Origin of the sequence: Clostridium sartagoforme (assembly GCF_004794105.1) — a bacterium.
Taxonomy (GTDB): Bacteria; Bacillota; Clostridia; order Clostridiales; family Clostridiaceae; genus Clostridium; species Clostridium sartagoforme_B.
Genome location: NZ_SRYR01000001.1, coordinates 965847 through 987829, shown reverse-complemented (window position 1 = coordinate 987829; position 21983 = coordinate 965847). Strand labels below are relative to the sequence as shown.

Below are 21983 nucleotides of genomic sequence, written 5' to 3'. Positions count from 1 at the left end.
TAATTATATTAATTTTTTTGTATTTTTCACTAAATATAATTATGTAATTAGCACTTTTTTTATAAACTTGTACTATTTTTATAAAATAGAGTTTATAATTTTTTTGTCTTCTTATCATATAATTTCAAATGATTAATAGCTTATAATACTATCTTTATATAAAAAATACTGCCAAAACAAAAATAATTACACACTAAAACTTATAAAAAAAGTGCTATATCTTAAAATTAAAGTTATAATTTTAAGAAAGCACTTTTATAATAAACTTCCCATCATAGGATAATCATCTTCCCCATTACCACCATTAATTGCTTTTATACCTGAATGAAGGAATGTAGATCTAATTATTGAGTTATTACCATATCTATCTCTTATAGAATCTATAGCTTTATCTAATGCCCTTTGTTTCTCTACCCTTTTATTATCGAATAGGGAGCATTGAAAAAATTCATTACTACATAATTTACTTACTCTAACTCCTAATTGCCTTATAGGATCTCCTCCCCAAACTTCATCAAAAGCAATAGTAAGTTCTTTAAATATTTCTTCTGTTAAGTCAGTATAGTTTTCTAAGGATATTTGATGAGTATATCTTTCGAAATTAAAGCCCTTTATAGAAATAGCAACTAACTTACATAAGCTATTATTATTTCTTAATCTATTAGCAACTGATTCTGTTAATGATAATATAATTTTCAAAGCTTCTTCTCTAGTAGTTACATCCCAAGCTATAGTTGTTGAATTTCCTATTCCCTTTACTTCTATATAGTTGTATTTTCTAACCTGTGAGTCTTCATTTCCATTTGCATAATTATATATGGTAGTTCCATGACTTTTAAATACACTGCATAAGAGTTTTAAGTCAAAGTTTGCAAGTTCTCCTATTGTATTTATATTAAGTTTATCTAACTTTCTTTTAGTAGCCCTACCTACCATAAATAAATCTTCTACAGGTAAAGGCCACATCTTATCTTCTATTTCTTCTTTAAATAATGTTTGAATAGAATTCTTTGGCTCAAAGTCACTTGCCATTTTAGCTAAAAGCTTATTTGTACTTATACCAATATTGACATTAAAACCTAGTTCTTTTTTTATTCTAAGCTTTATTTCTTCAGCTTTTTCCATATAATTTTCTTTAAAATGACTCATATCCATAAATACTTCATCTACAGAATATCTTTGTATCTTAGGAGAATACTCATAAAGCAAGTTATACATAGCATTACTGCAGTCCATATAAAGCCTATAATTAGGTCTAAAAATCCTTAAACTCGGACATTTCTTTAAGGCATCTACAATAGGTTCTCCAGTTTTAATATTAAATTTCTTAGCTGGAATAGATTTAGCAAGTACTATTCCATGCCTATCATCAGTACTTCCACCAACTATCGATGGAATTTCTCTAATATCTTCTTCTATTTCTCCAAGTTGAAGCATTCTTATAGCAGTCCAAGATAGGTAGGCTGAATTTACATCTATATGAAAAATAATCCTATCACTCAAATTCATTCACTTCCCATTATTTCACTTTATAATACTTATTTTTAAAGTTCATAATCAAATACGTCATTGTCTTATTTTATCTACTATAAAATTGTAGTTTTATAACACATTGAAGGTAATTAAATGGCATCAAAGCAAGTTATAAAATTATAGTTTTATGACTTACTAATAATATCCTAAATATAATTTATATATTCCAAATTAAACTTGCTATAAACTATAGACCTAAACTTACATTTTAAATAGTATCCATTTATAACTCTTAGCATCATATTTAATTTCAAATATTCTTTCTATGCCATTTATAGAGGAACTACAAACAAACTTTTCCATAATGTTCCCTGCTAGTTTTTCCTTATCTCTCTTTAGTATCTTATTTATTTTAATTACCTTAGCCTCATCCTCTTCTATTTTAAATTTAATTGGATTAATGGAACCATCTTCATTAAACCAAGCTATCATTTTAATTGGTTTAGCTACAACTTTCAAGGATATCCCTCCCATGGAAATTCTTTTTTTAAGTATAGCAAACATATGTTCTTTTGTAAATATAGTTTGCCTATTAATATAAGAAATACTCCTCTAATTATTAAAATATGACTAAGGAATTATAAAAAACAAAATAGGCATGAGTATAATAGAATTTTTTACTCATGCCGTACTATATTCTTTTTTAATATTTCATACTTTATAGATCGAATACTAATTATGCTTATTTCTTTTTCTAATGCAATTACATACTACTATCCCAAACCATTTTATATATTAATTAGATTAGTTTCCATAATGTAGGCACAACATTAGGTGTCCAAGCTATATTAGATGTATTAACATAAATGCATTCATAAGCTTTTCCTTCATAAGTTACTTTATATCCTAATTTATAGCTAACACCAGATTGCCATTCTTGTACTGTAGATACTTCAATTTCTTTAACTTCTACTATTGTACTATTTGATGTAACCGACGCCCCAGATGCATCCTTAAGTACTACTGAGTAAGTATAAGTTCCATAGTCTCTATTTGAAAAATCTTTTCTAATTGATTGAACTATTGTTGCTCCTGAAGTTAATGATCCAGTAGCTATAGATTTTCCATTTTCATAAGATTGTCCTTTTACTAAGTAGTTTGAAGCTTTAAGCATTTCTGTTGGTGGAATATATCCTGAGTTAGGATTTAGTGTTCCCTTTTGTGAAGCTGGAACACCAATAACTACTTGTTCTTGCTTTAATGGAGCAAAGAAAGAATTTTTTGATGCTTTAGTTTGGAAGCCTTGTAATAGCATATCTACCATAGCAACTTGGAAATCAGCTGTTCCTTGATTATAAGTAACTCCATCAAGAGCCATATTCCCACCACAGTTATAATGTTGAACTTGCAGGTAATCTAGTTCATCTCTAACTGCATCTATAAGTGGAAGATATTCACCCCAGTTAGTTGCATAACCAGTGTTTCCACCTTGTACATAAGATAATTCTGCTACTTCAAGAGGTACGAAAGGTGAAAATCAAAAAGCTGTATTAAAATTTAATACAGCTCAATAATTATATAACCTATATTTTTATATTCACTCATTCCCCTAATTATGCTATTAACTTTTCTGCACTTTTTATAGCTTCATCTGCACTCCAATAGATCATATTATCTCCTAATTTATCTTCAAATTCTGCTTTATCAATTATATCTTTAACTTGTTGCTGAAGTCCACATAGCATTATCTTACATTCCTTTCCTGCGGCTTCTTCAATTATTTCTGACAATGCTTGAAGTCCAGAAGTATCAATCAACGGAACTCCCCTCATAGATAATATTATAACTTTAGAATCTTTAATTGAAAGGACTTCCCTTTTAAACTTGTCTGCTGTTGCAAAGAATAAAGGTCCTGTAAAATATACAACTTTTATATTATTTAAATTCTCTCCCTTGATATTTATATTATCTAATCTCTTTTCATCTACTTCACTTATTGATATATCCATATTTGATATCTTGACTATAAATAGAAGACTTGAAAAAATAACTCCAATTAGTATAGCTTGAGTTAAATCAAAGGCAATTGTTGCAATCATTGTTATTAAAAACTTAGATATTGCCCCTTTAAATCTTTTAGAAAATATGTATTTTATATTTTCCCATTCATTCATCCTCCAGGCTGTAACCATTAATACACCTGCAAGAGCTGATAATGGGATATTAGACATTATAGGTGCAAGTAAAAACATAGATAACATTAAGAATACTGAATGAAGAATACTTACTAATCTAGTTTTACCTCCAGATTTAATAGCAACACTAGTTCTAGCAATAGCTGCAGTTGCTGGCACTCCTCCAAAGAAAGGTATTATAAAGTTACCTATACCTTGTGCAATTAGCTCTTTATTAGTATCAAAAGGATCCCCTTTCATTTTCTTTCCAACTTCTCCACATAGTAAGCTTTCTATCATTGCTAATGCTGCTATACTAATTGCTGGTATTAATACATTTTTTATAATATCAAGATTTATTGAAGTTATGCTAAGTCTATCATCTAGAATTAACTTTTGTGGTATATCACCAATTACATCTAAAGGTAATTTGAAAATCATATTTATTATCAAAGCAACTATTAATCCTATTAAAGATGATGGTATTACTTTGTTAAACTTCTTAGGCCATAAAATCATTATAGCAACAACTAAAACTCCAATTGAAAGAGCATACCAGTTTGGATTTAATGGACCACTAAAGAAATTCAATACCTTAATCGCAGCTGATTCTGACGACTTAGTTGATACCCCAAAAAAATTATCTAATTGACCTATAGCAATTATTAATGCAATACCAGATGTAAATCCTGTAATTACTGGTGTCGGTATATAAGAAACTACTTTACCAAGCTTAAATATTCCAGCTAGCATAAGTATTATACCTGCTAAGGCTCCCGCTATCCATACACCTTCTAGACCGTACTTCTGAAATAATGCAACTAAGATTGCACTCATAGCACCTGTCGGCCCAGATATCTGAAAAGATCCTCCTGATAATGCTCCTATTACTAACCCTGCTAATATAGCTGTTATTAATCCTGCTGCTGCAGTTGCTCCAGAGCTAACTCCGAAAGCTAATGCTAATGGTAATGCTACTGCTGTAACAGTTATACCTGCCATTAAATCTTGTTTAAAATTTAACAAATTATAGCCTTTGAATTCATTTTTTATGTCATTGATATAGCTTTTTAGCATTTAATACATTCCCCTTTTCATAATTCTTTCGTGGATTTCCCCATAGATATTTTAACTCCTGTTACAAATTAATGCAAATTATGTTTAGTTTTCAATAATAATATTTATAAAATTTATGCATAAAACCCCCTATTAAATACTAGGGGGTTTATCAACAAATTTTAATATATTTTATATTTTTAAAGTTTGAGAGATAACTTCTATTTAGCTGCTGACTCTAAAGCTTTATTAACAGCTTCTATTACACCATTTGATGAATTAGTTGCTCCTGATATAGCTTCAATGCCTTCAGTGCTTTGTTTTTCAATTATTTCCGGAACTAAATTATCCTTAACTCCATCAACTAAAGTCTTAGTTTCATTATGTTCAACTAAATTTACTTCTGATATCTTTCCTTTTTCTACTTTAACTTCTACTTTTATTGTACCAGAAGCCCCTTGTCCTTCACCAGTATATGTTCCATCAGTGAATTTTCCACCACCACAGCCAACTAGAACAGTAGCAGATAATACTATTGTACTTAATATCGCAGTTATTTTCTTCATTTCTTACTCCTCCTACAATTAAATCTTATTTGATAAATGTTGCTGCATTCTTTCCTGCAGTTCTACCAAAAGTAACTATATCAGCTAATGCATTTCCACCTAATCTATTTCCACCATGAACTCCTCCAGTTACTTCTCCCGCTGCAAATAATCCTGGAATTACATTACCATCTTTATTTAAAACTTCAGCATTTGTATTAATTTTTAATCCACCCATTGTGTGGTGTACAGCTGGAGTTACAGGAATCGCATATACTTTTCCTTCATTTAATTGTCTTGGAAGGTCTTCTCTATTAAATTCTACATCCGTTTTTGCTACTACAGCTTCGTTATACTTATTAATACTTTCAACCATAGTATCTTTATCTATTGATAATTTTTCTGCTAGTTCTTCTACTGAATCAGCTTCTGTAACTAATCCCATATTGAAATACTCTTCAGTTGCTTTTAAGCTATTTCTTAATCCTTCATCAAAGAAAAGGTAAGCTACTCCATCTTTTTGCTCTAATATAGCCTTAGAAACTACATCTCTAGTAAATAATTCATTTGTAAATCTCTTACCATCTTTATTAATAAGAATTGCACCATTTCCTCTTACAGCTTCTGTAACCATTACAGCTTTCTCTGGAACAACTGTTGGATGAGTTTGAATTTCATTCATATCTACTAAATCAGCACCAGCTTTTTCTCCAAGAACTATACCATCTCCAGTAGCTCCGTTATGGTTAGTTGTTGCAAAACCTTTTAAATCTTCTTTGTAGCTAACTACCATTTCTTGGTTTGCTGAGAATCCACCTGCTGCGATAACTACAGCTTTAGTATTTATTGTATATTCTTTTCCTTCTTTATCTGTAACTTTCACCCCTGAAACATTACCATCTTTATCTAAAACTATTTCCTTTGCTTCATTCCATAATCTTAAATCAACTTCTTCTTTTTCAGCTGCTGTCTTTAGTGTATCAACTAAATGAGCTCCTACAGCTGCTCCCCCTGTTGGTCTGTGAGTTCTATAATTTGTAGCTCCTGCCATTCTACCAACATCTGATAAATCTGCTCCTAAATCAGTTAACCATGCAACTGAATCCTTTGCTTCGTTAGATAGCTTTTCTACTAATTCTGGGTTGTTTTTATCATATCCACCCTTCATAGTATCATCATACATAGTTTGAATAGAGTCTTCTATTCCTTTTGCTTTTTGTTGCTCTGTTTCAGCTGCATTTAAGCCACCAGTAGCTCTGTTTGTGTTTCCACCAACCATTGGCATTTTTTCTAAAACAACAACATTTTCTATTCCATCTTGTTTAGCTTGTACAGCTGCAGATAATCCTGCACCACCTGCACCTATTACAACTATATCAGCAGTTTCTTTCTTTCCACTACAACCAACTAAAGCTGTTGGAACTAAAATTAAAGCTGACATTACTAATGCTAAAGCCTTCTTTTTCATTTAACTATCTCCCCTTAATCTTAAGTTATTTACAGCCTTAGTATATTTGTTAATTAACAAACAATCAATATTGTGGTCTTATTGTTTATTTTGGTCTTTTTGGTCTTATTTTTTAAGTATATAATAATTTGTTGGTCTACCAATCTTCCCATACTCCTGATTTATTTCCACTTTACCTTCTTCAGACATCTTTTCTAAATATCTTCTTGCAGTTACTCTAGCAAGGCCACTTCCTTGTGCTATCTCCTCTGCAGTCAAATATTCTTCATATTTTTGAGTCATATAGTCTATTATTTTGTTATATGTTTTTAAACTTAGTCCCTTGCATAATTCTTTTTCTTGTACCTCTTCCTCTATAGGATTTGCATTAATCTTTAATATGTATTGATCTATATAATCCTGATTCATATTATCTACTTTTCTTAATTCGATAAATCTGCTTTTATAATTATATAGAGCTTCTTTAAATCTCTCGAATTTAAATGGCTTTATTAAGTAATCAATAGCACCATATTTAAAAGCCTCATCAACTGAAGCCTTACATTTATCTGCAGTAATTAAAATAGTATCTATATTGATTTCCTTAATTCTAATCCACTTTAATAAATCTATACCTTTTCCATCAGGCAAAAATATGTCTAATAAAATTAAATCAGCCTTAGCTTTAATAATTTTATCTTTTGCTTCTTCTATGCTACTTGCATCCCCTACAACTGTAAATCCTTCAAGTTTTTCTAAAAACCTTGTATTTATTTCCTTTACCATCGGATCATCTTCAACAATAAAGACCTTAATATTACTCATTGTTATATTTCTACCTCCCATGTTGTAATCTTATCTGAAGTTAATTTTAAGTTTCCATTTAATGATTCTATAATATTCTTTACATTATATAAGCCAAGTCCTCTGAAATCACCTTTTGTACTAAAACCTCTATTAAACATTTTTTCTTTAGTAATATCATCAATTTTTCTTCCATTATTTTTAACTATTATTTTTATATTTTCTTCTTGGAATATTCCAATATATATATATCCATTTTCTCTTGTCCTAAGTTCTTCAATTGAATTTTCTAGAAAGTTTCCTATAATAGTTAATAAATCTTGTACTCTTATATGATCAGGAAGATATCTTAAATTTGAATTTTCATCAATCTCAAATTTAATTTTCATCTCATCAGCTCTATTATATTTAGAAAATATTAGTCCCTGTATTGAAAGTTCCTTTATTTTACTTAAATTATCAGTAATTATACCTCTACTTTCTGTAGTATTAAATATATACTCTAAAGCTTCCTCTGTTTCATTTAATTGCAATAATCCTGCTATTGTATGTAATTTATTCATAAACTCATGATTTTGAGCCCTTAAATTCCAAGTTAATTCCTTTACTCCTGTTAATTCCTCAGCCATATTATGAACTGTTGTAAAGTCTTGAAAGCTAGCAATTGCTCCAGCTACCTTACCATACTCACCAACTATACTATAGAAATTCCCCATAATTATTATATTGTTATCTAATCTTATTTCCTTATTAAATATCCTGCTCCTTCTATACATAACTTCAAATAATAAATTAGTTATTTTACCATCTATTTTATCATTTGAATTAATGTTAAGTATTTCAAGAGCTTTATCATTTATCACCGTAATATATCCTGAGCTATTAATTGCTATTAATCCTTCTTCTATATTATTAATAATAGATTCTTTCTCTCTTAGTTGAACAGCTATTTCTTCTGGCTCTAGTCCATAAATATCTCCTTTTATATTAGTAGCTAATTTCTTTGCTAAAAAAATTATAACTATTAAGACACCTATAAATACTGGTATTAATCCTATTATATATTCCTTAACCTCACCTCTTAAATCCCTTTTTAGCATTCCTACAGCTACAGCACCAACTTGTACACCATCCTTATTTACTGGAACAAAGGCTCTTACAGATCTTCCCAAATGCCCTTCACCTTCTGATACATATGTCTCACCTTCAGTTAAAACACGTTTTTCATCTCCTCCTAAAAATCTTCTCCCAAGGTTTTCAGGAATTGGATGAGAATATCTTATTCCTTCTTGATCCATTACTGTTATAAATAATAATCCTGTTTTTAGCCTTACTCTTTCAGCAAAGTTTTGTACTTTTAAATGTGTAGGATCTCCTTTATCAGCTAATTCCTTTTGAATCATGGGATTAGCAGCTACTACAAAAGCTGTATCCGTAAGACTTTTTCCTATTGCTTCAGATACTTTACTATTTATAATAGCTATAGAAAAAATGCTTATAATCAATATTATTGTAATAAAAATACCAATTGTAAGTCTTGTGATTTTCTTTTCTAAAGTCATATTTATACCTCTAAACCGTTATCATTCTTTTTTAACACAATTATTATACATTAATATATAAAATGTAACAAATAAGAAACCAATAAAACTAAAAAGAATCGATAATTAATGAATAAAAAAATCAGCATATAATTTCTAAAACTATATGCTGATTAAAACAAATTCTATATATTTCACCTCAATATTTTTTATTTTTCTATAAAAAGTTATTTATAATAATCCATAAATTTTTCAGTTTAATATTAGTGTTGTTTCATCTTCCCATTTTAAACTTGGAATTATTTCTTTAAGGTCACTAACTAACTTAAATAAAGCTACATCTTTTTCTTTACATTCTAGCATTATATCAATATCACGTTTATAAGGTCTTAGCTTTTCTATAAATTCTATAAAATCTACAGGATTTATAAAGTCAGAGTGTTTTTTATCTACTTTATCTACTAAGCTTATATCTTTAGGAGATGAAAAATGCATCTTAGGTGGTAAATTCTCATTATTCCAAGTATTAAATATGTCTTCTAATATATTTGTTATTTCATCACCGTTATTATTACAATTATGATGATGAATATCTAAAACCATAGGTACATTTATGCTTTTACATAAATTTAAAGTTTCATTGGCAGTATAAGTCTTATCGTCATTCTCTATCATAAGTCTTTCTTTTATTGATCTTGGCATTTTTGAAAAATTATCAATAAATCTTGTTATTGCTTTTTCTTTACCCCCTGTAGCTCCACCAACATGAATAACCATTTTCCCATCCTTATAGTCCATATCTTCAAACCATTCGACTTGTCTACTTAAATTAATTATTGTATTTTCAACTACTTGAGGATTATTACTGTTTACTACATTGAATTCATCTGGGTGAGTATCTACTCTCATGTTAGAATCCTTTATAAGTTTTCCTATGTACTGAAAATCTTTTTTATAAATTTCTCTATGTCCCCAGTATCCAACATCAGGATGTGTTACTAAAGGAACTAAAGCTGAAGTTATTCTATAAAAGTGAATATTATTCTTTATATTATATTTTAATAATTCTTCAAGAGCTATAAGATTAGATAAGGCCACAGTTTTCAACTTTTCTAATCTTTTTTCTTCAGTATTAATTTTTAAATAATTTGAATAGGTCACTGTGCTAGAGCTAGTAACCTTCTTTCCTAGTACATTTGAAATAGCAACATACCCAAGTCTAATTCTCATAAATCTTCTCCATTCTAAAATTCATTAAAATTAGTTTATCCTACTATTTCAAATATAAACAATAATTTATAACGTTAAAATATAATATACACTATTAAGATGTAGTATTAAAAATTCCATATTTTCCTGTAGTACTATCTTTAAAATAATCATATTTTGGTGGATTAATAGTGAATATAATAAATACTATTATATGAATAAGTATTCCAAGGATTGCAACATAAAAAAGTGTTTTTTTATAATTAGTTTTGCAAGCTGTATAATACCCTGATATTTGTCCAAATACTATGCCTATAAAATATGAACCTATATCAACTATTAAGTTTAAAGTTTCAGGTGCTTCCTTGAAGAAATAATGCCAAAGTGCAGTTAATGAAAAACAAACTATTTCAAATATAATAATTGAAATAAACTTACTAAATAAAAAGTTTCTTGTTTCATCTTTAACAAAAAAGTACTCTATAATTGAATAAATTATTATTGGAAAAAATCCTATTTTCCAATGCTCCCACATGCTTTCATTTACAGGTGCTATTAATCCAACTATAAAATTTTGACCTAAGATATCATATAATTGATGCCAAAGCAGTCCTAAGAAAAATATTATAAATATACCAGCTATCTCGTATTTCAACAGTTTTTTGCAGTTCAATTTAATTCCTCCAATATAATATTTACATTATATTTTATGTTAGATTAACTACAAACTATGCAAAATAAATATTCTAATTAACAAATGTTAATAACCACTTCTTAGTTTCTTCATCACAAAAAGCTGATTTTATACTTCTGTAATAAATATCATTATACTCATCTAAAGTTAAGTCAAAAGTATTAAATATACTTTCTAATTCTTCAGATAATGTTATATTAGAAACTGTTCTATTATCCGTACTTATAGAAATATTTATACCATCTTTATAATATTTATAAAATGGATGATTCTTATATGAATCTACAGCTTTAGTATCAATATTACTTTTAGGGCAAACCTCTAAAGTAACGCCCTTTTCTTTTACTAAATCATAGACTTCTTTACTTTTATAAATATAAAATCCATGTCCTATTCTTTCAGCTCCTAATAAGTTTATTGCATCAATAACATTTTCTGCAAAGCCTGTTTCACCAGCATGAATAGTAACTTTATATCCATATCCTTTAGCTAAATTAATAGCATCAATATAATCTACTGCAAAGCCTTTATTTTCAACAGCTGCTAAATCAATAGCACTAACACCTTGTCCTATAAATTCTTTACCAGCTTCTATAGAGTCATATACGTGATCTAAACTCATACTTCTCATACATGAAATTATAGCATTACCCTTAATATCAAAGTCTAGTTCAGCCTTCTTAATTCCATCTACTACAGCTTTTATTACTTCTTTTAATGTAAGTCCATTTTGTGTATGTAATATTGGAGCAAATCTGACCTCCATATATTTAACATTTTCTTTTGATGCATCTTCTAGTAATTCATAGGCAATTCTCTTTAAATTTTCAGAGCTTTGCATAAGAGAATTAGGTAAATAGAATTTAGTTAAATAATCATCTAATGAAGTGCATTCTTCTCCAATGGATAAAAGATCTTTAACATACTCATATCTATAACTCTCAATTTCTATTTTTTCTTTCTTTGCCAGTTCTACAGCTGTTTCTATTCTTAGACTACCGTCTAAATGACAATGTAATTCTATCTTTGGTAATTTTTTTATATCCATAACATTCCTCCTTACTAAATATAATTATTAATTTATACCTAGGGAACCAGAAAAGTTGTAATTTTGTATAAAAAAAACTTGATTACGAAGAAATCACGCAAAGTGACTTCTTCGTAATCAAGAATTATCGGTCCTTGGTAGAGACCCCTAAACCATATTATTAGGGTTATACGAAGCTTTGTAATTATTGATAATTACAATAATATATAAAAATTTATAATTATATTTCCTTTTTTATTTCTCTATATTTAAATTAATAATTATTCTAGCACAATAATTAAAATAGTCAATATATTAATTATTAAAATAATTAATGATTCTTAGAAAGTAAAGGTATCTGGGTCTGCTCCAGTTCTTATATTCTTATTCATTCCATTAATCAACTCAATTTCTTCATTAGTTAATTCAAAATCAAATACATCAGCATTTTCTTTTATTCTCTCTTTATGAACAGACTTAGGGAATACTACTATCCCCTTTTGTAATATCCATCTAATAATTACTTGTGCTACAGACTTATTGTACTTCTCGCCTATTTTCTTTATTTCCTCATTTTCTAAGCAGGCACCTGAGCCAAGAGGTGACCAAGCTTCAAAGACTATTCCCTTATCATTACAGAATTCTACAAGAGCATTATCCTGCATTTGAGGATTAAATTCCATTTGATTAACTGCTGGAACTATTTCTGTATTTGATAATAAATCCTCTAAATGATGAATTTTAAAGTTTGAAACTCCAATAGCTTTTGCCCTACCACTCTTATAGATTTCTTCCATAACCTTATAGGACTTAATATATTTATCCTTAACTGGCCAGTGAATTAAGTATAAATCAACATAGTCTAATCCAAGCTTTTTTAAGCTAGTTTCAAAAGCTTCCATTACTCTTTCATCTCTCATATCTTGATTCCATAACTTTGTAGTTATAAATAGCTCTTCTCTAGGAATTCCACTTTCTCTAATAGCTTCACCTACAGCTTCTTCATTACCATATATTGCAGCTGCATCTATATGTCTATAGCCAAGCTTTAATGCAGTAAGAACTGCATCCTTAGTAGCTTCTCCGCTTCTCCAAACCCCTAAGCCAAATTGGTAAATCGCATTACCAGTATTCATTTTTATAGTACTCTCTATATTCATTTTACTACCTCCAAATATAAGTATTTATATGAATATTATATCCTAATTTTGTTAATAATCAAAATCAAAGTAGATAGGAGAATTTAACAACATATATTTGTCTATTATAAATATATGTTGTTAATTAAGATACTCTTCAAGAGTTAAACCCTCTTCCATTATTTCAGTTGCTGCAGATATACCAACATATCTTATGTGCCAAGGTTCGTAAGAATATCCTGTAATATCTTCTTTCCCTTTAGGAAATCTTAGAATAAATCCAAATTTACTCATATTATCTTCAAGCCAACTAAATGCAATGGTATTCTCAAAGCCATCATCTAATGATAGATACTCATCTGATAATATATCCATAGATAAACCTGTTTGATGTTCACTTTCTCCTGCTTTTGCAACATACTTATCAGCTTCAATTCTACCTACAGTATTAACTTCATTTCTATATACATTATCTTGATATGAATAAGATCTATACCCTGATACTGCAATCAAGTTAATTCCTTGCCTTTCTGCTGATTGAAATAACTCTTCTAACGCAATAGCTGCATCATATCTTACATATTGAACCATATCATCTGCAATATTATCAAATCTGATATTAGGAATTACTAAGTCATCTGGCTGATAATTTCTGCTTAAAGAATTACTTTTGTTTACTAAAATTAAATTTTGTGAACTATTACTTTGATTTGTATTATCTCTAAAATTACCTATTGATTCTATTCTATTATTAATTGACTCAATCATTCTATTATTTAAATTTATAAAAAAATAAGTTGTTAATACTACTGCTATAAAGGAAAATACTATAATAGCTCTTCTTTTTCTCTTCCTTCTAATCTTTCTTTTTACCATATAATTATCAACTCCTTACATATAATACTCAACTCATTAATTCAACTTTATACATACAATTTAATAAATCCTTATAGTAATTGTATCAAAATTATTAAACTTATGTAGTTTTAAGAGAAATATTTTATGAGAATTTTTTAATGCTTATCTTATATCATTAATTTAATATTCATAAATTGAATACGCCTTCACTTATATTCCTAATATTAGTATAATTAAATAAAATAATAAGTGGAGGGAAAAATATGAGTGATATAAAAGTAATAATCATGGATGTTGATGGAACATTAACTAACAGTAGAAAAGTGGTTACAGAAAAGACAAAAAAAGCTTTAATAAAGGCACAAAAGCTTGGATCAATACTAGTTTTAGCATCTGGAAGACCTACCTCTGGATTACTTGATTTAGCTAAAGAACTTAAAATGAATGAACATAATGGACTATTAGTTTCTTTTAATGGATCTAAAGTTATTGACTGTGAAACTAATAAAGTTTTATTTAATGAAACTATGTCTGTAGAAGAAGGACAAGCTGTTCTTGAACATATGAAAAACTTCAAAGTTAAGCCTATGATTGATAAAGGTGATTATATGTATGTCAATGATGTATTTGATAATGAAGTAATTCACAATGGAGAACCTTTTAATATAATTCAATATGAATCTCGTGGTGGAAAATTTAAATTATGTGAACAAGAAGATTTAGCAGCTTTTGCTGATTACCCCTTAAATAAAATTTTAACTGCAGGTGACCCAGAATATTTAGAAGAACATTATAAAGAAATGATGGAACCCTTTAAAGATAAATTAAGTTGTATGTTTACTGCTCCATTCTACTTTGAATTCACAGCTAAGGGAATAGATAAGGCTAAGGCTTTAGATAGCGTATTAATTCCAATGGGTTATAAAAAAGAAGAAATGATTGCTTTTGGAGATGGGCACAATGATGCTTCAATGGTTAAATATGCAGGTATTGGAGTTGCTATGGAAAATGCCGTAGATGATTTAAAGGCTATTGCTAATGAAGTTACTTTATCTAATGAAGAAGATGGTATAGCGTATACTCTAAGTAAATATATAAAAGGCATAGATATGTAATTTTTAAATATAAAGTTTAATGATATCTTATTAATGCCCATGAAGTTTCTTCATGGGCATTTTTTATTATGACTTATTTAAAATTCATTATTATATACTATTAAATTCTTATAAGGTACAGTAGTTCCTCTTCTTTTCACACAAAATTAACTACTTTTTCTCCTATTCACAACAAAGTAAAAAGAGCTATATGGGATTAATTTAATAAAAAAATTCACATTATATAGCCCTATTGCTTATATTAAATTATTCTTTTTAAAACTAAAGTATATACCCTCATTGCTAGCATCATAAGTAATTTCATTTGCAACTTTAATTAATGCAGGTTTTGCATTTTCCATTGCTACTCCATAATTAACCGCTCTAAACATCTCTATATCATTTTCACCATCACCATATGCTAGTGTATTTTCTTTATCTATAGCTAAATGATTTATAACAAATTCAATAGCTGTATATTTATTTATACCTTTAATTCCAATTTCACCACTATTATGTCCAAATTGAGGAACTGTATTATGATATATTTCTAGTTCTTTACTAAATCTTTCATAAACTTTTTCATAAGGATGTCCATTAGAAATAAATGAAATCTTATTTACATTACTATAATCAACTTCTTTATCCTTATACTCATCTAGAACTTCATTAAACCATTTAATTTCTTCTTTAGCTTCTTCATATTCCTTGCTATTTCTTACGAGACCCTTAGTAACCTGTCTTAAAATAGTATCTTTACAGTTTTTGCTACCAAATAATCCATCGTTTGATTCTATATAGTAAGCAATGTTATGACTTTCAAAGTACTCTATTAATTTCAAAACATCTTCTTTAGGCATTTTCTTATGCATTAATATTTCACTATCAATTTCAATATAGCCGCCGCCTGCACAAATCATTCCATCAAAGCCTATTGACTCTATATCCTCAGTAATTTCTGGCTTTGATCTACCTGTGCAAATAAACACTAGATGTCCATTATTTCTAGCTAACTCAATAGCCTCTTTAGCTGACTTTGGAACTTGTCCACTCATATCACATAATGTTCCATCAACATCCATAAAAATCAACTTTTTATCCATATATACTCCTATTACTTATTAATTCTAAGCTTCAGAGTCGACGAAATTTCCTACTAATTCAATATCTTCACTTATTTTTTTACTTTCATCTCCACTACCATCTTGAAGCTTAGAGTTAATATTTTCTATATTATTTTTTATATTTGATAGAATCTTATCCTTATCTTCAGTATTGAACCCTCTAGCCTTATCTAAAATAATCTCATTTTCTAATAATTTAGTATTCTCATCTAATTTACTTAGAGTTGTATTTAAAGCTTCAGGATTATCTAATTTTTGAGATGGATACTCTACTTTACTATAATTATTTGAAGAATTACTACTTGTCTTTTCCTCTTCTTCTGCTTGTAATCTAGCTATTTGACTATCGATATTAGTAATTTGTGATTGTAAAGACTCCATTTCCTCTTCCACTGTTTCACTTTCATCGCTATTAGTAGAAGTTATTTCTTTCTGTAGGCTTTTAAGTTCTTCTTGCAAAGATTCTCTTTCCTTCATCAAACTACTTATCTGTGCTGCATTATTTTTCCTAGCTGTGTATGTAGAGTCTCCATTATAATTATTATTTATGCTTATTGCACTCATATTTAAACCTCCAAATCCTATTTCTTTTATAATATAACTTGAAGCTTAAATTAACCTTAAATTATTAATTATTCTAAAATTTCCCCATTACTTTCTATAACTTTTTTATACCAATAAAAACTATCCTTTTTACTTCTACTTAAATCTCCATTACCATCATTATCTTTATCTACATAAATAAATCCATATCTCTTTTTCATTTCACCTGTTGATGCACTTACTAAATCTATACATCCCCAAGGAGTATATCCTATTAATTCTACTCCGTCTTCAACAGCTTCCTTCATTTCAATTATATGATCTCTTAAATAGCTAATTCTGTAATCATCTTTAATTGAACCATCTTCTACTTTATCAACTGCACCTAGTCCATTTTCTACTACCATCATTGGAATTTGATATCTATTATATATATTATTTAATGTCCATCTTAATCCCTTAGGGTCAATTTGCCATCCCCAATCACTAGCTTTAAGATATGGATTTTTTGCTCCACCCATGATATTTCCAGCTGTCTTTTCTACTTCTTTATCTGCAGTTGTACAGTTTGACATATAGTAGCTAAATGTATAGAAATCAACACAACCTTCTTTTAAAATTTCTTCATCATTTTCTTCCATCTTAATTTCTATATTGTTTTCTTTAAAATATCTCTTTGCAAATCCTGGATATGCTCCTCTTACTTGAACGTCTGAACATAAGAAATTGTTTAAATTATCTCTTTGTTGAGCTAAGAATACATCCTCTGGATTACATGTATAAGGATAAGTACACATATATGCAATCATACATCCTATTTTAAAATCACTATTGATTTCATGTCCTAACTTAACAGCCTTTGCACTTGCTATAAATTGATGATGAAGTGCTTGGAATCTGATTTGTTTACTACTATCATTATCATCATTAGCATTAAGTACAAGTTCTCCACCATCTTCTAATAATATTCCTCCAGCCATAAAAGATCCAAACTTATTAGTTAAACAATTTATTTCATTGAATGTTAGCCAATATTTTACTACATCTTTATATCTATTAAATATAGTATCACAGTATCTAACATAGCAGTCAATTACTTCTCTACTAGCCCATCCATTATACTTTTCAACTAATCCAAATGGCATTTCATAATGAGAAATTGTAACTAAAGGTTCTATATTATACTTTTTTAGCTCAGCAAAAACATCATCATAAAATTTTAATCCTTCTTCATTTGGCTCTAACTCATCACCATTAGGAAATATTCTAGTCCAGTTTATTGACATCCTAAAAACATTAAATCCCATTTCGGCAAATAATCTAATATCTTCTTTATAATTATGATAAAAATCTATTGCCTCATGGCTTGGATAATATGTTCCTTCTTCTAATTTAGGAGTTATTCTTCTTGGAGTTGTATGTGTTCCCCCAGTCATAACATCTGCAGTACTTAGACCTTTTCCACCTTCTCTATATCCGCCTTCAAATTGGTTAGCAGCCGTTGCTCCTCCCCATAAAAAATTCTTTGGTAAACTCATAAATCTTCCTCCTTAAAAAATAATTTATTTATGATTAAATTATATACTTAAATTCTTCCAAAAAATTTTTTATTCAATTTTTGAATATAAATAATAAATATCTGTCACATACAGCCCAATATAAGTTTATTAATTTAAAATAATCTAAATAAAAAAACTCCAAAAGGAGTTTTCTAAGTAATTATTCATTATTTATTCTTCATTATCCATAGTATAACAGAACCTTGTTTCATTTAACTCTTCTATTATCTTATCTAACAAAGCCATCATAACATAACGGCTATTTTTCACTCCGAGATTAGCATCTAGAGTAAGGCTACTATCAAATAACTTTTTAACTTTCAAATCTAAATCTTGTATAGAAATAAGTACTTTTTTAGATTTACACTCTCTTAAATGTTCTTTAATAACTCTATTAACATTAAAAAAAGTTCCTGATGTAGTTAATATTAATAACAAGCTATCTTCTTCTATATTTTTAATTTCTTCATTATCCTCAATTACTTTAATAAATTTCCCAAAAGGATAACATTCCATTTGAAAATATTGGGCCATTAAATAACAATAATTAAGTCCAGAAATATAAATCTTATTATAACTACTAATAAGTGAAGCTACTTTTTTTATGTTATTTAAATTGATCTTCTTATATAGTAATTTTAGATCTTCACCTAATAAATTTATATCAGTATAATTATCATCTTTACTAGCCTTTATATTTTCTATATAATGGCTACATTCCTCTTTAAATGTATTATAATCAATATAGCCTAGCTTCTTTATAAATCTACTAACTGTTGCTTGTGATACAAAACATTTTTTAGATACTTCAGTTATATTATAATCTGGTATGATTTCTATGTTATTTACTATAAAAGAAGCTATATTGTAGTTTATATCCTCACTATTATGATTATTTATATAATTATTTAGCTTATCTATAATTATCAATATTAATATTCTCCTATTTTTATTATAATTTCATATATTTCTTTTATAAAATTATACCATAAAAACAAGATTATTTTATAATATAATCACTTACTATAGTTAATTCTCAAGATAGTATCTATTTCTTCCCTTTGTTTTATTTTTATATTCTATTGCTTCTTTAGGACACCTAGAAATACAGGCCATACAATGAGTACATTTTTCTCCCCACTTTGGCTTTCCTTTAACTAATTCAATATTATTTAAAGGGCATAATTTAACACATTTACCACAGCTAATGCACTCTTCTGTATACTTAAACCCCTTGGCACTTACAAAAGCAGAATAAAATAAAGAATTTACAATACCACTTTTTAATTTATCTCCAAGATTTATTTCTTTTTCTTTAAAGCTATTTCCTACCTTAATATCTTCTGATAAGGAAGTTACTATCTTAGTAGAAGCTTCAATCATTTCATTAACATCTTCTCTTTTAGGAGTATTGTACATAGTAATATAATTATCAGGCATCTTTAATGATGCAAAACCTTTTAAATTAAATCCTTTTTGTACACAGAGATCTTTTATATAATTAATAGCATTACCTGTATCTCCACCACAAGTCATTATAAAATAAACATCCTTCTCCCCTAGAAATTTAGTTTCTTTTATAAACGCCTCTACTACTCTTGGTATTCTCCATGCATAAGTTGGGCAAACAAAAACAAATGGTTTGTTTGATTTGAGAGTTTCCTTGCTTTCTTTTTTCATAAGTTCATTTATAGATACAATCTCATCTCCAATAACTGATTGAATTGTCTTTGCTGTATAACTGCTATTTCCTGTTCCACTAAAATATAAAATCATACAATCTCCTCCTATATTTAATAGTATGTATTTAAAATAATATTCTTAATTAAACTCATCATATTCACAATCTGAAATATCATCAATTATATTTGTAATATGACTCAAAAGATTAAATAGCTTTTTAAATTCTACTCCTTTTGGATCAATAAAATAATAATTCTTCGTTCCTTCTCTTCTCATACTAATAATCTTATTTTCTTTTAAAATCTGCAAATGATGAGATACTGCTGGTCTTGAAAGATGCGTCTTTTTAGTTATCTCACCTACACGAATGCCATTACAATCACTTTCAAGTAAGGCTATAATAATAAGTTGTCTAGTTTCATCTCCAATAGATGTAAATATCTTTTGACACTCCTTAAACTCTTTTGTTAACTTAAGCATATCTACATTGCAATCTTTCATATAAATCTACACCTTCTTTCAAGTAATGGTTTGAAATACTAAACCATTATATCATATGATTTTTATAAAATTTCATTGGTAAAGAAAATCAAGACCATTAAAATATCACTATATGAAATACGCCTATATATAAGAAAAAATAAAGGAAAAGAAACTGCATATTACAATTTCTTCTCCTTTTACAAAAGTTTATTACTTAACTAACCATATTTCTGCTTCTTCAATGCTATGGCAAACTCTAATATTTCCACCCTTATTAAGTTCTAATTTTAGTTCTTTAAATCTATCACTAAGTAATTTTTCTTCATTAATAATTATAGCTAATCTTATATTATAATTTATAAACTTTTGCAAGGACATTCCAAGTATCTTTGTTTTTAAATCATAAAATTCATCTGAAAGAATATTTCCATCAATAGCTACTGAATTTACTCCACTTTCAAAGCAAAACCCTATTATATCTAGCATATCCTGTTCTGAGGATATTTTTGTTCCATTATTATTTAAAATTATATAGCTTTCATTATTTTTATTAACAACATTATATTTCATTACTATCATCTCCATTTATTTTACTTTACTAAATACTGATATTACATCTAATAAATCTTTTACTACATCAATACTTCCCCATAGCATAATTCTTAGCCTTTTTTCATTTTTGCTATATTTCATATTAATTCTATTACCTATTAATTTTTCATCATTACAATTCATTACTGATAACAGCATATTTGAAGTTCGTATATACTCTTCTTCATTAATATGCTCTATATTAACAACACTTGATACTTTTATTACATTATCTTCTTCACTTTTGTAATAGTTATTTTCAAATTCTATCTCTTCATCATTCTTAGAACTTCCTATATCTACAGCTGAATCTTTATTATTGGTAAATAAATCCAAATCATTTTTAGATATTCTCCATTGCTTTCCAAGCTTATTAGCTCTAAGCTTTCCATCTTTTATAAACTTTCTAACAGTTTTATGATGTACATCTAAAATTTCTGCAACTTGTTCTATGTTATAAAATTTATCTTCCATTTACCGAACCTCTTTTCTAATTTACACATTAATACTATATGAAGCAATTTAACTTGTCAATAATTTCAATAAACTTTGTTATACTTTATTATACTTTATTATATTTTATTGTACTTTATTGCTAATAAAATTCATTTTTCTAATTCATTAATTAACAATATAAAATTCAATAAAATCTTAGAAAAAATGTTATTATATTCAGAAACAAGTATCATTTTAAATCTTACATATCCTTAATCACTTTTATATTATGGATAAGACAAAAAATTACTAGCTATGTGTATCTATAATTTAATTCAGTATAGCTTTAAAATGCGAAGTATTTCATTAATTAAAGAATGAAAAATTAAAAAATGAAGAATGCCTATAAAAAATCCTTACTAATTATAAGGACATCTTTAAAACAAAAGAGGCTTTGCATAGCAAAACCCCTTCCTACATTCCTTCATTCTTTCATTACCTTAG

The 21983-nt window shown here is 27.9% G+C and carries 22 protein-coding genes and 1 riboswitch; of the genes, 1 reads left to right on the top strand and 21 read right to left on the bottom strand.

The genetic code is table 11. The features are described from left to right. Positions 1-255 precede the first annotated feature (255 nt). The 13 genes from E5347_RS04465 to E5347_RS04405 form a co-directional block, all read right to left on the bottom strand. Positions 256-1503, bottom strand: a complete 1248-nt coding sequence (locus E5347_RS04465) for a DNA polymerase Y family protein (protein ID WP_136005037.1) — start codon at positions 1501-1503, stop codon at positions 256-258. A 231-nt stretch (positions 1504-1734) separates the two neighbouring features. Continuing rightward, positions 1735-1992, bottom strand: a complete 258-nt coding sequence (locus tag E5347_RS04460) for a hypothetical protein (RefSeq protein WP_136005035.1) — start codon at positions 1990-1992, stop codon at positions 1735-1737. A 280-nt stretch (positions 1993-2272) separates the two neighbouring features. Continuing rightward, entirely contained in the window at positions 2273-2851 is a 579-nt protein-coding gene (locus E5347_RS04455) for a carbohydrate-binding protein (RefSeq protein WP_243109718.1), read from the bottom strand. A gap of 235 nt (positions 2852-3086) precedes the next feature. Then, positions 3087-4724 carry a SulP family inorganic anion transporter gene (locus E5347_RS04450; protein ID WP_136005034.1) on the bottom strand — a complete coding sequence of 546 codons (1638 nt, stop codon included), beginning with the start codon at positions 4722-4724 and terminating at the stop codon, positions 3087-3089. A gap of 200 nt (positions 4725-4924) precedes the next feature. Continuing rightward, positions 4925-5269 carry an FMN-binding protein gene (locus E5347_RS04445; protein WP_136005032.1) on the bottom strand — a complete coding sequence of 115 codons (345 nt, stop codon included), beginning with the start codon at positions 5267-5269 and terminating at the stop codon, positions 4925-4927. A 25-nt stretch (positions 5270-5294) separates the two neighbouring features. Further along, the gene (locus tag E5347_RS04440; RefSeq protein ID WP_243109717.1) at positions 5295-6716 is read right to left on the bottom strand and encodes a flavocytochrome c; all 1422 of its coding nucleotides are present in this window, start codon (positions 6714-6716) and stop codon (positions 5295-5297) included. A 105-nt stretch (positions 6717-6821) separates the two neighbouring features. Further along, entirely contained in the window at positions 6822-7520 is a 699-nt protein-coding gene (locus E5347_RS04435; RefSeq protein ID WP_136005031.1) for a response regulator, read from the bottom strand. Positions 7521-7522: 2 nt separating this feature from the next. Then, a complete protein-coding gene (locus E5347_RS04430; protein WP_136005030.1) occupies positions 7523-9061 on the bottom strand; it encodes a GHKL domain-containing protein in 1539 nt (512 codons plus the stop codon). A gap of 231 nt (positions 9062-9292) precedes the next feature. After that, a complete protein-coding gene (gene uvsE, locus E5347_RS04425) occupies positions 9293-10270 on the bottom strand; it encodes a UV DNA damage repair endonuclease UvsE (protein WP_136005028.1) in 978 nt (325 codons plus the stop codon). Between the two features lie 94 nt (positions 10271-10364). Beyond that, complete coding sequence (locus E5347_RS04420) at positions 10365-10922, bottom strand: DUF6512 family protein (RefSeq protein WP_136005027.1); 558 nt, start codon at positions 10920-10922, stop codon at positions 10365-10367. Positions 10923-10995: 73 nt separating this feature from the next. Further along, positions 10996-11991 carry an adenosine deaminase gene (gene add, locus E5347_RS04415; protein ID WP_136005025.1) on the bottom strand — a complete coding sequence of 332 codons (996 nt, stop codon included), beginning with the start codon at positions 11989-11991 and terminating at the stop codon, positions 10996-10998. A 94-nt stretch (positions 11992-12085) separates the two neighbouring features. Next, positions 12086-12185, bottom strand: a riboswitch (purine riboswitch). Positions 12186-12311: 126 nt separating this feature from the next. Further along, positions 12312-13130 (bottom strand): aldo/keto reductase, encoded by an 819-nt coding sequence (locus E5347_RS04410; RefSeq protein WP_136005024.1) that lies wholly within the window; start codon positions 13128-13130, stop codon positions 12312-12314. Positions 13131-13250: 120 nt separating this feature from the next. Next, on the bottom strand, positions 13251-13985 hold the full coding sequence (locus tag E5347_RS04405; RefSeq protein WP_136005022.1) for a M15 family metallopeptidase: 735 nt from the start codon (positions 13983-13985) through the stop codon (positions 13251-13253). A gap of 245 nt (positions 13986-14230) precedes the next feature. On the opposite strand from E5347_RS04405, the gene E5347_RS04400 reads away from it, so the two are divergent. Continuing rightward, a complete protein-coding gene (locus E5347_RS04400; protein WP_136005021.1) occupies positions 14231-15082 on the top strand; it encodes a Cof-type HAD-IIB family hydrolase in 852 nt (283 codons plus the stop codon). 236 nt (positions 15083-15318) lie between these two features. On the opposite strand, the gene E5347_RS04395 is transcribed toward E5347_RS04400, so the two are convergent. The 8 genes from E5347_RS04395 to E5347_RS04360 form a co-directional block, all read right to left on the bottom strand. Continuing rightward, on the bottom strand, positions 15319-16164 hold the full coding sequence (locus E5347_RS04395) for a Cof-type HAD-IIB family hydrolase (protein WP_136005020.1): 846 nt from the start codon (positions 16162-16164) through the stop codon (positions 15319-15321). 24 nt (positions 16165-16188) lie between these two features. Next, positions 16189-16749, bottom strand: a complete 561-nt coding sequence (locus tag E5347_RS04390) for a FlxA-like family protein (protein WP_136005018.1) — start codon at positions 16747-16749, stop codon at positions 16189-16191. A 68-nt stretch (positions 16750-16817) separates the two neighbouring features. Beyond that, a complete protein-coding gene (locus tag E5347_RS04385; RefSeq protein ID WP_136005016.1) occupies positions 16818-18266 on the bottom strand; it encodes a glycoside hydrolase family 1 protein in 1449 nt (482 codons plus the stop codon). 192 nt (positions 18267-18458) lie between these two features. Continuing rightward, positions 18459-19217, bottom strand: coding sequence for a MurR/RpiR family transcriptional regulator (locus E5347_RS04380; protein ID WP_168354898.1), 759 nt, complete (start codon positions 19215-19217; stop codon positions 18459-18461). Between the two features lie 99 nt (positions 19218-19316). Beyond that, the gene (locus E5347_RS04375) at positions 19317-20063 is read right to left on the bottom strand and encodes an EFR1 family ferrodoxin (RefSeq protein ID WP_136005012.1); all 747 of its coding nucleotides are present in this window, start codon (positions 20061-20063) and stop codon (positions 19317-19319) included. Positions 20064-20108: 45 nt separating this feature from the next. After that, positions 20109-20471 carry an ArsR/SmtB family transcription factor gene (locus E5347_RS04370; protein ID WP_136005011.1) on the bottom strand — a complete coding sequence of 121 codons (363 nt, stop codon included), beginning with the start codon at positions 20469-20471 and terminating at the stop codon, positions 20109-20111. 192 nt (positions 20472-20663) lie between these two features. Next, the gene (locus tag E5347_RS04365) at positions 20664-21023 is read right to left on the bottom strand and encodes a DUF4180 domain-containing protein (RefSeq protein WP_168354897.1); all 360 of its coding nucleotides are present in this window, start codon (positions 21021-21023) and stop codon (positions 20664-20666) included. A 15-nt stretch (positions 21024-21038) separates the two neighbouring features. After that, positions 21039-21518 carry a helix-turn-helix domain-containing protein gene (locus tag E5347_RS04360; RefSeq protein WP_136005008.1) on the bottom strand — a complete coding sequence of 160 codons (480 nt, stop codon included), beginning with the start codon at positions 21516-21518 and terminating at the stop codon, positions 21039-21041. Positions 21519-21983 lie beyond the last annotated feature (465 nt).

Bases quoted from the DNA above. Each gene is read 5' to 3' on its own strand.
- E5347_RS04455 (WP_243109718.1), bottom strand. From the start codon at position 2,851: ATGGCTCTTGATGGAGTTACTTATAATCAAGGAACAGCTGATTTCCAA.
- E5347_RS04450 (WP_136005034.1), bottom strand. From the start codon at position 4,724: ATGCTAAAAAGCTATATCAATGACATAAAAAATGAATTCAAAGGCTAT.
- E5347_RS04445 (WP_136005032.1), bottom strand. From the start codon at position 5,269: ATGAAGAAAATAACTGCGATATTAAGTACAATAGTATTATCTGCTACT.
- E5347_RS04440 (WP_243109717.1), bottom strand. From the start codon at position 6,716: ATGAAAAAGAAGGCTTTAGCATTAGTAATGTCAGCTTTAATTTTAGTT.
- E5347_RS04435 (WP_136005031.1), bottom strand. From the start codon at position 7,520: ATGAGTAATATTAAGGTCTTTATTGTTGAAGATGATCCGATGGTAAAG.
- E5347_RS04430 (WP_136005030.1), bottom strand. From the start codon at position 9,061: ATGACTTTAGAAAAGAAAATCACAAGACTTACAATTGGTATTTTTATT.
- uvsE (WP_136005028.1), bottom strand. From the start codon at position 10,270: ATGAGAATTAGACTTGGGTATGTTGCTATTTCAAATGTACTAGGAAAG.
- add (WP_136005025.1), bottom strand. From the start codon at position 11,991: ATGGATATAAAAAAATTACCAAAGATAGAATTACATTGTCATTTAGAC.
- E5347_RS04410 (WP_136005024.1), bottom strand. From the start codon at position 13,130: ATGAATATAGAGAGTACTATAAAAATGAATACTGGTAATGCGATTTAC.
- E5347_RS04405 (WP_136005022.1), bottom strand. From the start codon at position 13,985: ATGGTAAAAAGAAAGATTAGAAGGAAGAGAAAAAGAAGAGCTATTATA.
- E5347_RS04400 (WP_136005021.1), top strand. From the start codon at position 14,231: ATGAGTGATATAAAAGTAATAATCATGGATGTTGATGGAACATTAACT.
- E5347_RS04395 (WP_136005020.1), bottom strand. From the start codon at position 16,164: ATGGATAAAAAGTTGATTTTTATGGATGTTGATGGAACATTATGTGAT.
- E5347_RS04390 (WP_136005018.1), bottom strand. From the start codon at position 16,749: ATGAGTGCAATAAGCATAAATAATAATTATAATGGAGACTCTACATAC.
- E5347_RS04385 (WP_136005016.1), bottom strand. From the start codon at position 18,266: ATGAGTTTACCAAAGAATTTTTTATGGGGAGGAGCAACGGCTGCTAAC.
- E5347_RS04375 (WP_136005012.1), bottom strand. From the start codon at position 20,063: ATGATTTTATATTTTAGTGGAACAGGAAATAGCAGTTATACAGCAAAG.
- E5347_RS04370 (WP_136005011.1), bottom strand. From the start codon at position 20,471: ATGAAAGATTGCAATGTAGATATGCTTAAGTTAACAAAAGAGTTTAAG.
- E5347_RS04365 (WP_168354897.1), bottom strand. From the start codon at position 21,023: ATGAAATATAATGTTGTTAATAAAAATAATGAAAGCTATATAATTTTA.
- E5347_RS04360 (WP_136005008.1), bottom strand. From the start codon at position 21,518: ATGGAAGATAAATTTTATAACATAGAACAAGTTGCAGAAATTTTAGAT.